Origin of the sequence: Mycolicibacterium sp. Y3, from assembly GCF_051188035.1 — a bacterium.
GTDB classification, from domain to species: Bacteria; Actinomycetota; Actinomycetes; order Mycobacteriales; family Mycobacteriaceae; genus Mycobacterium; species Mycobacterium fluoranthenivorans.
Genome location: NZ_JAVQLT010000001.1, coordinates 5318048 through 5329678, shown reverse-complemented (window position 1 = coordinate 5329678; position 11631 = coordinate 5318048). Strand labels below are relative to the sequence as shown.

Sequence of the window (11631 nt, the reverse complement as noted above, 5' to 3'; positions counted from 1 at the left end):
CCGTTTCCGGCTGTGGGCATGCTCGGCGATGTGGTGACGTCAGCCGGCCTGTTGGTGCACGGTGTCACCGACGGCGCGGCTGCGCTGTCCGTACACGTCGACGGGCACGTCGCCGGCCAGGGTGACCCTGTGCATGACGCGGCGCTGGTCGTCGTAGTCGTCGACGGCGCGATGCTGGGTGGCCCGGTTGTCCCACATGGCGACGTCACCCGGTACCCAGGTCCAGCGAATGGTGTTCTCGGGCATGGTGATCCGACGCTGGAGCAATTCCAGTAGGGCATGTGACTCGTGGCTGTCCAGGCCGAGCAGGCCGCGGACGAAATCCCCGGCGACCAGGGTCCGTTCGCCCGTCTCGGGGTGCACCCGCACCACCGGGTGCTCGGCGCGCAGATCCGGCTTCTCGAACGCCTCCCGCAGGGCGCGCTGGGTGTCGGTGATCTCGCCCTGCGCCGCGGCGTAGTCGTACCGGTTGCTGTGCAGTGCCCACAGATTCTCGACGAGGTGCTTGAGCGGTGCCGGCAGGTGGTCGTAGGCGGCGGCGGTCGACGCCCACAGCGTCGAACCGCCGTAGCGGGGCAGGGTCACCGCGCGCAGCACGGAGATGGCGGGATAGTCCGGCATGAAGGTGACATCGGTGTGCCAGCGGGTGGCCTTGGCGTACTCGGAATCGATGGGCGCGATGACCCCGCCGTGCCGCGTGAAGGCGTGGTGCCCGACGGGGCTGCCCAGCAGTCGGGCGAAGGCCTGTTGGCGGTTGTCGTCGAGGTGGTGCTGGTCGCGGAAGAACACCACCTTGTGCCGGAGGAGGGCGGCGCGGATCTCGGCGACCGTGCCGGCGTCGAGATCGCCGGTCAGCTCCACGCCGTCGATGCGGGCGCCGATACGGCTGCCGAGTTGGGTCACGGTGATGGTCATGTCGATCCTTTGCGCTGGCCGAGGCGGTGTAGTCAGGTGACTACACGCGATATGGGCTAGTGTAGTCAAGTGACTACAAACGCGCCACCAGCGGGCCGCGACGAAGTGGTCGCGGCTGTCCTGGACGCCGCGGCCGAACTGTTCGCCGACTGCGGGCCGTCCGCCACCTCCATTCGCGATATCGCCACCCGCTCCCGGGTCAACCACGGCCTGGTGTACCGCCACTTCGGCACCAAGGAACGACTGGTCGGCGCGGTGCTGGACCATCTGGGCGCCGCCCTGCGCGTCCTGGTCGCCGCCGACGCCCCGGCCGAGGACATCGAACGTGCCACCGACCGGCACACCCGCGTCATGGCCAGGGCTCTGCTCGACGGTTATCCGGTGGGCCGGTTGCAGACGCACTTCCCCAACATTGCGCTGCTGCTGGACCAGGTGCTGCCGGAGTTCGCAGACGAGCAAGCCGGCCGGCTGGCCGTGGCCAATGCCGTTGCCCTGCAACTGGGCTGGCGCCTGTTCGAACCGTTCCTGCGATCGGCCACGGGTCTGTCCGAGGCGCCCGACGCGGCCATGCACACCTCGGCCGCCGCGGCCGCCGCGCGGATCCTCACCCCGGGCTGATCAGCTGCCCTTGCCGACGGCGGCCGCCACCCGATCGCCGAGATCCTTGTCGACATTGCGCCAGTACTCGAACGCGCGCTCCAGCACCGGATCGGACACACCCTTGGACAGGTGGCCGGAGATGTTGGACACCAACCGATCCCGAGCGGCGTCATCGAGCACATCGCGCACCAGAGTGCCCGCCTGACCCCAGTCGTCATCCTCGACATGCAAGGAGTACGCGGCGCGAACCATGTCGCCGTCGGCGTGCCAGAGCGGCTCGCCGGTCCGCGCCGGGTCGGCCTGGGGGCCGCCGTAGGAATTGGGTGCGTACACCGGGTCGGTCACGTTCTTGACGCGCATGGCGCCGCCCTTGGAGTAGCTGTGCACCTCGGTTCTCGGCGTGTTGACCGGGATCTGCTTGTAGTTCACCCCGAGCCGGGCGCGGTGCGCGTCGGCGTAGGCGAAGTCGCGGGCCAACAGCATCTTGTCGGGGCTCAAACCGGTACCCGGCACCGCGTTGTTGGGTTCGAACGCCGACTGCTCCATCTCGGTGTGGTAGTCGCTGACATTGCGGTTCAGGGTCAGCCTGCCGACATCGATCAGCGGATAGTCCGCATGCGGCCACACCTTGGTCAGATCGAACGGGTTGAACCGGTAGTCCTTCGCGTCCTCGAACGGCATGATCTGCATCTTCAGCGTCCAGCTCGGAAACTCGCCGCGCTCGATCGCGTCGTACAGATCGCGCTGGTGGGCGTCACCGTCGACGCCGGCCAGCTCGTCACCTTCGTCCTGGGTCAGGAACTCGACGCCCTGGTCGGACTTGAAGTGATACTTCACCCAGAAGATCTCGCCGGCCGCATTGATCCAGCTGTAGGTGTGGCTGGAGTAGCCGTTCATGTGCCGCCAGTCCTTCGGGATGCCGCGGTCGCCCATCAGCCAGGTCACCTGATGCGCCGATTCCGGGGACAGCGTCCAGAAATCCCATTGCATATCGTGGTCGCGCAGGTTGTTGGCGGCGCGGCGCTTCTGCGACCGGATGAAATGCTGGAATTTCAAGGGGTCCCGGATGAAGAAGACCGGGGTGTTGTTGCCGACCATGTCGAAGTTGCCGTCGGCGGTGTAGAACTTGGTCGCGAATCCACGCGGGTCCCGCCAGGTGTCCGGGCTGCCACGTTCACCCGCCACGGTCGAGAACCTGGTCAGCGTCTCGGTCTTGGTGCCCGGCTGGAACACCGCCGCTTTGGTGTAGGCGCTGACGTCGTGGGTGACCTCGAAATGGCCGAAGGCGCCGCCGCCTTTGGCGTGCGGCTGGCGTTCCGGGATCCGCTCTCGGTTGAAGGTCGCCATCTGCTCGATCAGGTAGTGATCCTGCAGCAGGATCGGGCCGTTCGGGCCGATGGTCAGCGAATGCTCGTCGCTGTAGACGGGGATGCCGGCGTCCGTGGTCGTCGGAGTGGGCTGGTTTCCGGTCACCGTGGCTCCTTTCGTGCGGCGTCTCGTGGGTGGTGTCTCCGGGGTGTCGGGGACGACGCCGCTGGGTGGGTACCCTGCGGCGTGCGTGACAAACCCGAGCCGAGAGGGCGGTGCTGCGCAGCCCCTCACTAGACTGAGCAGGTGGAATCAGCTTCGGAAGACGCTCTTCGCGCGAGCGCGTCATCGCAGACCCGCCCTGTCCTGGTCATCGACTTCGGGGCTCAGTACGCCCAGTTGATCGCGCGGCGCGTGCGCGAAGCCAGAGTGTTCTCCGAGGTCATCCCGCATACCGCGACGGTCGAGGAGATCAAGGCCCGCGACCCGCAAGCCATCGTGCTCTCCGGCGGTCCGGCCAGTGTCTACGCCGAAGGGGCGCCGAAACTGGATCCCGCACTGTTCGACCTCGATGTCCCGGTCTTCGGTATCTGCTACGGCTTCCAGGCCATGGCCCAGGCGCTCGGTGGCACCGTCGCGCACACCGGCACCAGCGAGTATGGCCGCACCGAGCTGAAAGTCTCCGGCGGGCAATTGCATTCGGAGCTGCCCGCCACCCAGCCGGTGTGGATGAGCCATGGTGACGCGGTGACCGACGCTCCAGACGGCTTCGACGTGGTCGCCACCAGTGCCGGCGCGCCGGTGGCCGCCTTCGAGCACCGGGCTCGGCGGCTGGCGGGTGTGCAGTACCACCCCGAGGTGTTGCATTCGCCGCACGGCCAGCACGTGCTGAGCCGGTTCCTGCACGATTTCGCCGGGATCGGCGCGACCTGGACACCGGCCAATATCGCCGACCAGCTCATCGAGCAGGTCCGCGAACAGATCGGCGACGGCCGGGCGATCTGCGGTTTGTCCGGCGGCGTGGATTCCGCGGTCGCCGCGGCGCTGGTGCAACGCGCCATCGGGGACCGGCTCACCTGTGTGTTCGTCGACCACGGCCTGTTGCGGGCGGGGGAGCGGGCCCAGGTGCAGCGGGACTTCGTCGCCGCCACCGGGGCCAACCTGGTGACCGTCGATGTCGCCGACCGTTTCCTGGAGGCGCTGACCGGGGTCACCAATCCCGAAGGCAAGCGCAAGATCATCGGCCGTGAGTTCATCCGCGCCTTCGAAGGTGCGGTGCGCGATTCGCTCAGTGAATTCGATATCGACTTCCTGGTGCAGGGCACGCTCTACCCGGACGTGGTGGAGTCCGGCGGCGGCACCGGCACGGCGAACATCAAGAGCCACCACAACGTCGGCGGCCTGCCCGACGACCTGAAGTTCACGCTCGTCGAGCCGCTGCGGCTGCTGTTCAAGGACGAGGTCCGGGCGGTCGGACGAGAGCTCGGACTTCCCGAGGAAATCGTTGCGCGCCAACCCTTCCCGGGACCCGGGCTGGGTATCCGCATCGTCGGCGAGGTGACCGCCTCGCGGCTGGACACCCTGCGCCGCGCCGATTCGATCGCTCGTGAGGAACTGACCACCGCCGGCCTGGACCACCAGATCTGGCAGTGCCCGGTGGTGCTGCTCGGCGATGTCCGCTCGGTGGGTGTGCAGGGCGACGGCCGCACCTACGGACACCCGATCGTGCTGCGACCGGTGTCCAGTGAGGACGCCATGACCGCGGACTGGACCCGGGTGCCCTATGACGTGCTGGAGCGGATCTCGACCCGCATCACCAACGAGGTGTCCGAGGTGAACCGGGTGGTGCTGGACATCACCAGCAAGCCGCCGGGCACCATCGAGTGGGAGTAGCCGGCCCGGTGAAGTACATGGCGGACTGGCAGCCGACGCCGGTGGACTGGACCTCGACACGAGGCAGGATCCTGCTCGCCGCCTCGGAATTGTTCGCCCAGCGCGGCTATTTCGGTACCTCGACGCGGGATATCGCCGAAGCGGTCGCGATTCGCCAACCGTCGTTGTTTCACCATTTCAGCGCCAAGCACGAGATCTTCCGGACCCTGATCGACATGGACCTCGGCCCGTCCATCGGCCGTGTGCGCAGCCGTCTGGCCGAACAGACGACGTGGGGGGAGAAGCTGCATCTGACCGTCGCCAGTGACGTCCGCGAAATGCTGGTGCAGCCCTTCGACGCGCGCGGCCTGTACCAGGACGCGGTGCTGGCGATGCCGGAGTTCGTGCAGGAGAAGCGCGGTATCGAGATATTCCACGATCTGGTCGAGGAACTCATCCGTTCGGGCACACGCGACGGGGAATTCGTCGAATGCGATGCCGGCTTCGTGCTGCGCGCGGCCAACGGAGTGCTGTTCGAGACCCTTCGCGAACAGGGCGGACCGAGGGGCCGGATGCGGGTGCAGCGACCACTGCAAGCTGCGGACTTCGTGCTGCGCGCGCTGCTGGTCGAGCCTGCCGATCTGGACCGGATCCGCGCCGTGACGCAGCGCCGGCTGAGTGAGGCCGCGGTCCCGGCCGGCGGCTGACCTGCGCCCTCGTCTCGACGGTTGTTGTTAATTCCTCATGAAGTGATCCGATTCGGCGCCTCTATCGACCGATAGTCCCCTATCGTTCGATAGAGAGGGCCGCGAGCAGTCGGCCTGATGGATCCGGGAGGAATCGTGAGGAAGACCGCACTCGGTGCCGTCACGGCAGGTATCGCGCTGTTCGTACTGGGCTGTTCGTCGCCCACCCCCTCGACGCCGGTCGCCTCCGGCCCGGCCAAGGTGGCGCCGCCGGCCGTGTTGGAGGCGGGCACGCTGAAGATCTGTGCCCCCAACGACGGCACGCCGCCCAACGTCTACCACGACGAGACCGGCGCTCTGGTGGGCAGCGAGGTCGACCTCGGCAAGGCGATCGCCCAGAATCTGGGCCTGCAACCGCAATTCGTCCAATCCGCTTTTGCCGCAGTCATTCCTACCCTGCAGGCCAAGCAATGCGACGTGATCATGGCGCAGCTCTACATCAAGCCCGAGCGCGAGAAGGTCGTCGATTTCGTACCGTATGTCTACTCGGGAACCGGTATCGCCGTGGCCAAACAGCGCCCCGCGGCGATCACCGGAATGGACGACAGCTTGTGCGGTAAGAAAGTGATGGTCGCGGTCGGCACCACGGCCGAGGCGTTGTCCCAGGAACAGTCCGACAAATGCACCGCAGCCGGGCAACAGGCCATCGACATCAACCGCAACAACCACGCCGACGTCTCGATACAGCAGGTTCAGAACGGTCAGGTCGACGCCTACCTCGACACCGCCGAGACGCTCGGGTACTACGCGACCAAGACCGGCGCGCAGATCCAGCTGGCGGGCCGGCCGTTCGGCACCATCAAGATCGGTGCCGCCACCCTGAAGGGGAACACCGTCCTGCAGGACGCGATCCGGCAGGCGTTGCAATCGCTGGAGAACGACGGTTCCTACGACAAGATCCTCGCCCAGTGGGGCCAGACGGATCTGTCGATCCAGAAGTGACCCGATCGGGATGAACTTCGACTGGCCGTTCTTCTGGAAGAGTCTGCTCACACCCAGTGCTCCGTTCCTCGACGGATTGGTTCTGACCGTGGTGATCTCGGTCGTCGCGATGGTGCTGGCGACGGTGACGGGGCTCGTCGTGGCATTGATGCGGCGGTCCGGTCTGGCGCCGCTGCGCTGGGCGGCCGGTGTGTACATCTGGTCCATCCGGGGCACACCCCTGCTGGTGCAGCTGGTGCTGATCTACACCGGTCTGGCGGCCGTGGGTCTCTATCAATTCCGTGATGTGACGATCCTGGGGTTGTCGGTCAAGGCCGCCGTGCAGGCTGCGGTGATCGGCCTGATGGTCAACGAGAGCGCCTATATCGCCGAGATCATCAGGGCCGGTCTGGATTCTGTGCCGAAGGGGCAGTTCGAGGCCGCCGCGTCACTCGGGATGAAACCGGTCAAGCTGATGCGTTGGGTCATCGTCCCGCAGGCGCTGCGGGTCATGGTGCCCCCGCTGGGCAACTCGTTCAACGGGCTGATGAAGACGACCTCGGTGCTCAGCGTGATCGGGGTCAGTGAGATGTTCCTGGTCACCCAGGCCATCAGTTCCGCCACGTTCCACACCTTCGAGATCTTCATCGTCGCCGCGATCTACTATCTGGCCCTCACCACGGTCTGGACGTTCATCCAGGCCGGCATCGAGAACCGGTTGGCCCGCCAGCTCGGTATCGAACAGCGGGTGCCGATCAGTCGACGGCTCCTGGGCGCCCGCCGGACCTCGGACGCATCGCCGCAGCCGGCCGGGGTGAGCTGAAAAATGTTGAAAGAGAGCATGATGAGCGACAGCGATGCGATTGCCGAAACAGTCGTCTCGGTGCGTGGGGTGTCCTGCACCCTGGGTGGTCGAAAGGTCCTCGATGACGTGTCCCTGGATGTCCGGCGTGGACAGGTCGTCGTCCTGATCGGACCCTCGGGTGCCGGCAAGACGACACTGCTGCGCTCGCTGAACCATCTCGAGAAGGTCGACAGTGGTGAGATCCTGATCGCCGGGATGCCGATCGGACATCGAGATCTGACCAGCATGCGCAAGGTCGGCACCGCCGAGCTCGCCAAACGGCGCCGCGAGATCGGTTTCGTGTTCCAGCATTTCAACCTGTTCCCGCACATGACCGCGCTGGAGAACGTGTGGAGCGGTCCCGTCCGAGTGCTCGGTACGCCGAAAGGCAAGGCACAACAGGATGCGCTGGCCCTCCTGGAACGCGTCGGATTGGCCGACAAGGCGTCGTCGCGGCCGAGCCAGCTCTCCGGCGGCCAGCAGCAGCGGGTGGCCATCGCCCGTGCACTTGCCATGCGGCCCAAGGTGATGTTGTTCGACGAGCCGACCAGCGCACTGGATGTCGAGATGGTCGGCGAGGTGCTCGCCGTGATGCGTGAGCTGGCCGCCGAACATATGACGATGGTGGTCGTGACGCACGAGATGCGTTTCGCCCGTGAGGTGGCCGACCGGATCATCGTGATGGATGCCGGCCGCATCATCGAGGACGCGCCGCCGGACGAGGTGTTCGGCAGCCCGCGCCATGCGCGTACCAAGGCATTCCTGTCCACCATTCACTAGGAGCTCGACACATCGTGTCCACTTTCACCGGTGCGCTGGCGACACCGCACGCCCTGGCCACCGACGCGGGTATGGCCGCCTTCGCCGAAGGGGGCAGCGCGATCGACGCCGCGATCAGTGCTGCCGCCGTTCTCACCGTCGTCTATCCGCACAATGTCGCGCTGGGCGGTGACCTCATCGCGTTGGTGCGCACCCCGGACGCGATGGTGCGGTGTGTCAATGCCTCCGGCTGGTCGGGCCGGCGCAGCACCGCCGCCGGGATGAGATCCCGGCACGGCGCGGCCCTGCCCTTGCGCGGCGCCGATTCGGTGACGGTCCCCGGCGCGGTCCGGGGGTGGGAGGTGTTGCGTGGACTGGGCGCGCGGCTGCCATGGTCGCAGAACCTGGAACGTGCCCAGCGGGTCGCCGAACGTGGTGTGCCGGTGGCGTCATCGCTGGCCCGCCATATCGCGGACCCGGAGAACGCCGATCTTGCCGAGGTGCAGGACTACTGCCGGGTGTTCCGGCCCGGCGGTCGGGCGTTGACCACCGAGGACGTCCTGGTTCAGCCGGAGCTGGCCGCCACCCTGGCCGCGCTGCGCCACGACGGCCCCGACGCCTTTTATACCGGCGCTCTGGCCGACAGTATGGTCGGATACCTGCGCCGCTGCGGATCATGTTTGACGGCAGGGGATTTCGCTGACTACGTACCGGATGTCGTCGAACCCCTATCTGCTCGCTTCGGCGACCTGACGGTCTTCACCAGCCCGCCGAACACCCATGGGTTCCTGATGCTGCGAGCGTTGCGTGCCATCGAGGAACTTCGGCTGCGCCACCCGCTGACCGCGGATATCGGCACCCTGATGCGGATCTTTCTGCACGGCAACCAGTTACGTTCGACCTATTTGGCCGACCCACGTCATAGCGGTGTCGACAGCGGCGCGTTGGTCAACGATGCACTGGGTGAGCTCGGCGTGACCGAGCCGGTACCGGGGCCGGTGCTGGTGCCTCACGGTGACACGGTCGGTATCGCGGTCGCCGACAGCGACGGCTATGCGGTGTCCCTGATCCAGAGCGTCTATCACGCCTTCGGGTCCGGTCTCATCGATCCGGCCACCGGTGTGCTGTTCCACAATCGCGGCACGAGTTTCTCGCTGGCCGCTGAATCGCCGAATGTGCTCGCACCGCGCAAACGGCCCGCACACACGTTGATGCCGGCCATGACGACGCACGACGGGACGGTGCGCCACGTGTTGGCGACCATGGGTGGTCAGGGCCAGCCCCAGATTCTGACCCAGGTGCTGTTGCGGGCCGTCGAGGGGGCGTCCGCCGCGGTCGCGGTGTCCGATCCCCGGGCGATCGTCGGCAGCCAGGCCGACGGTGACACCCCCGACACCGTGACCGTGGAGGCCGAGCTGTGCGACCAGGGGCGGGACGCGCTGCGCAGGTCGGGTCTGGCGGTGCGGGAGGTGCCCCAGCACACCGAGTCGATGGGACAGAGCAATGTCGTGTTCGTCGCGGGCGATGACATGGCCGCGGCTTCCGACCCGCGTTCGGACGGGGCCGGGATGGTGGCGCACTTCCCGCGCCGGCCGGGACGGTGGGCCGCACCGTGACGTGCCGGCGGTATTACGTCGGCTCGTCCGCGCCGGGATCCTTCCCGAGGTACTCGGTGAGCATCTGAGCGACGACGTTCTCGATCGTCGACTCGATCGAGACGGCCAGCGTCGCCGTCACCGCGGCCACCGCCTGGGTGCGGAACCGGACCAGCATCGTGATCAGCTCGGCGACTTCGGTATCGGCGGGCAGAGGTTCGCCCGGCTTGATCCGGTGGGCGAGATGATCCACCCCGGCCTGCACCAGGATCGAGCTGATCTCGTCCACGTGGGGCAGCACCCGTTCGTGGACGTCGATCAGGGTGTCGATACCGATCCCGTACCGACGGATATCGTTGAACGCCTCGATCAACTTGGGCCGCAGGATGATTGCGTCTTCGCCCGCCAGCTTGATCAGGCCGTTGTCACACAGCCGGTCGAAGGCCGCGTCGTCGTCGATGAGCTCCCTGGCCTGCGACACCGGCATCCGCTCGGATTTCTCCGTTGCCCAGCTGCCCGCGATGGCGTTCTCCAAGCCGAGCACATCACCGATGTCCTTGCCCTGCTCCCATGCGTTGAGCATCTCGTGGACATGGGCGATGGTGTACCCGCGGTCGAGCATGGAGGTGATCAGCCGCAGCCGGGTCAGATGCGTGTCGTTGAACAGGACGATGCGGCCGACCCGCAGCGGTGGATGCAGCAGCCCGCGGTCCCGATACACCCTGATGTTGCGGGTGGTGCTGCCGGCCAGTCGTGCCAACTCCTCGATGCGGTACTCACCGGACGCCGCCACCCCGTGCGGTTGGACTGCCGCGTCGAACAATTGCGACACCGCGGTCTCCACCACATCGCGTGAGCTCCGGCGGATCTGCTGCGGTGCCCGGCGCAGACCACCCAGGATGGCCGCGATGGCGCCGGCCTGGGGCCGGGGCGGCTGGGGTGGCGGCATCTACGCCGGCCCGCTGAGCGCGGCGTGCGCGGCGTGCGCGGTGAGCGCGGGTGCAGCCGGCGGGGCGGCCACGACGATGGTCATCCGGCGACTTCGGCGATGGTGTTGCGGTGCAATGCCTCCGCCAGAAATGCGGTCGCGCTGTGCATGGCCGGGCGGGCCTCGGGGCTGAGCTTGGGCAGGGCCTGGAAGACATGCACCTGGTCGGGCCAGACCTGGAGTTCGCAGTCGGCGCCGGCGGCCCGCAGGTCCTCGTGCAATCTGCGGGCGTCGCCGAGCAGCATCTCCGCCCCGCCGGCCTGGATCAGCGTCGGTGGTAGCCGGCGTCCGTTCCTGACGTCCAGCGTCAATCCCGGGTGGGCCATATCGGCTGCGCCGCAGTACAAGCCGACCAGCCGGGCGGCGTCACGCGGACTGATCGCCGGGTCACGGCGCAGCGCATCGCGGGTGCGGGCCAGGCCGAAGGTCATATCGAAGAGCGGGGAGAACAACGCGAGCGCCGCGGGATGCGGGACGCCCGGCTGCAGCAGCAGGTCGACGGCCAGGTGTCCGCCGGCGGAATCGCCGGCCATCACGATGCGATCCGGCGCGATCCCGAGTTCGGTGTGCAGCCAGTCCCAGCCGGCACGCACATCGGTTGCGGCGGTGGGGAATCGGTACTTCGGTGCCAGCCGGTAGTCGACGCAGAACACCGGCTGCCCGGTCAGCCGGGACAACCACGCCGTCAGTCTGCGGTGGGTGCGGGGTGAGCACAGCACGTATCCACTGCCGTGCAGGTAGTAGATCGCACTGTCGTGGTTCCCCGGGACGCCTCGGCCGTACACCCATTCGCCGACCACCCGGCGGCCATCGGCCAGGCGCACATCGACGGGTTCGACCCTGGTGCCGGACAGCGAGGGGCCGAAGGTGTCCATCACCCCGGCGATGACCTGCCGGGCCGCCCACACGCCCCAGAATTGTTCGGCCGGAAGGAGTCCACTCAGCGGGCGGAGGGTGAAGCCGCCGACGGTGGCCGCTGCCCGTGACTGCAGCGATCCGCGGGCGGGAAGCTCCGTGGTGCCGCGGCGGGTGGGGTGGGTGGGCATCCGGACCTCCCTTGGTCGAAGCGTCCGTCGAGTACAC

The 11631-nt window shown here is 67.3% G+C and carries 11 protein-coding genes; 7 read left to right on the top strand and 4 right to left on the bottom strand.

The genetic code is table 11. The features are described from left to right. Positions 1-39: 39 nt before the first annotated feature. Positions 40-915 (bottom strand): TauD/TfdA dioxygenase family protein, encoded by an 876-nt coding sequence (locus QN239_RS25980; protein WP_499014753.1) that lies wholly within the window; start codon positions 913-915, stop codon positions 40-42. Positions 916-984: 69 nt separating this feature from the next. Here QN239_RS25980 and QN239_RS25975 point away from each other — a divergent pair, with 69 nt between their 5' ends. Further along, complete coding sequence (locus QN239_RS25975) at positions 985-1533, top strand: TetR/AcrR family transcriptional regulator (protein WP_499014751.1); 549 nt, start codon at positions 985-987, stop codon at positions 1531-1533. Here the strand turns inward: QN239_RS25975 and QN239_RS25970 are convergent, their stop codons facing one another. Then, on the bottom strand, positions 1534-2988 hold the full coding sequence (locus tag QN239_RS25970) for a catalase (RefSeq protein WP_499014749.1): 1455 nt from the start codon (positions 2986-2988) through the stop codon (positions 1534-1536). It abuts the gene before it with no gap. Between the two features lie 141 nt (positions 2989-3129). Here QN239_RS25970 and guaA point away from each other — a divergent pair, with 141 nt between their 5' ends. From guaA to QN239_RS25940, 6 genes are all read left to right on the top strand, one after another. Beyond that, complete coding sequence (gene guaA, locus QN239_RS25965) at positions 3130-4716, top strand: glutamine-hydrolyzing GMP synthase (RefSeq protein ID WP_499014748.1); 1587 nt, start codon at positions 3130-3132, stop codon at positions 4714-4716. A 17-nt stretch (positions 4717-4733) separates the two neighbouring features. Then, the gene (locus QN239_RS25960) at positions 4734-5402 is read left to right on the top strand and encodes a TetR/AcrR family transcriptional regulator (protein ID WP_499014746.1); all 669 of its coding nucleotides are present in this window, start codon (positions 4734-4736) and stop codon (positions 5400-5402) included. Positions 5403-5537: 135 nt separating this feature from the next. After that, the gene (locus QN239_RS25955; protein ID WP_499014744.1) at positions 5538-6383 is read left to right on the top strand and encodes an ABC transporter substrate-binding protein; all 846 of its coding nucleotides are present in this window, start codon (positions 5538-5540) and stop codon (positions 6381-6383) included. Positions 6384-6393: 10 nt separating this feature from the next. After that, complete coding sequence (locus QN239_RS25950) at positions 6394-7185, top strand: amino acid ABC transporter permease (RefSeq protein WP_499014742.1); 792 nt, start codon at positions 6394-6396, stop codon at positions 7183-7185. Between the two features lie 3 nt (positions 7186-7188). Beyond that, on the top strand, positions 7189-7986 hold the full coding sequence (locus QN239_RS25945) for an amino acid ABC transporter ATP-binding protein (RefSeq protein ID WP_499014740.1): 798 nt from the start codon (positions 7189-7191) through the stop codon (positions 7984-7986). A 14-nt stretch (positions 7987-8000) separates the two neighbouring features. Next, the gene (locus QN239_RS25940; RefSeq protein WP_499014739.1) at positions 8001-9581 is read left to right on the top strand and encodes a gamma-glutamyltransferase family protein; all 1581 of its coding nucleotides are present in this window, start codon (positions 8001-8003) and stop codon (positions 9579-9581) included. 13 nt (positions 9582-9594) lie between these two features. On the opposite strand, the gene QN239_RS25935 is transcribed toward QN239_RS25940, so the two are convergent. Beyond that, on the bottom strand, positions 9595-10509 hold the full coding sequence (locus tag QN239_RS25935) for a MerR family transcriptional regulator (RefSeq protein ID WP_499014737.1): 915 nt from the start codon (positions 10507-10509) through the stop codon (positions 9595-9597). Positions 10510-10589: 80 nt separating this feature from the next. Continuing rightward, entirely contained in the window at positions 10590-11594 is a 1005-nt protein-coding gene (locus QN239_RS25930; RefSeq protein WP_499014735.1) for an alpha/beta hydrolase, read from the bottom strand. Positions 11595-11631 lie beyond the last annotated feature (37 nt).

Bases quoted from the DNA above. Each gene is read 5' to 3' on its own strand.
- QN239_RS25980 (WP_499014753.1), bottom strand. From the start codon at position 915: ATGACCATCACCGTGACCCAACTCGGCAGCCGTATCGGCGCCCGCATC.
- QN239_RS25960 (WP_499014746.1), top strand. From the start codon at position 4,734: ATGGCGGACTGGCAGCCGACGCCGGTGGACTGGACCTCGACACGAGGC.
- QN239_RS25950 (WP_499014742.1), top strand. From the start codon at position 6,394: ATGAACTTCGACTGGCCGTTCTTCTGGAAGAGTCTGCTCACACCCAGT.
- QN239_RS25945 (WP_499014740.1), top strand. From the start codon at position 7,189: ATGTTGAAAGAGAGCATGATGAGCGACAGCGATGCGATTGCCGAAACA.
- QN239_RS25935 (WP_499014737.1), bottom strand. From the start codon at position 10,509: ATGCCGCCACCCCAGCCGCCCCGGCCCCAGGCCGGCGCCATCGCGGCC.
- QN239_RS25930 (WP_499014735.1), bottom strand. From the start codon at position 11,594: ATGCCCACCCACCCCACCCGCCGCGGCACCACGGAGCTTCCCGCCCGC.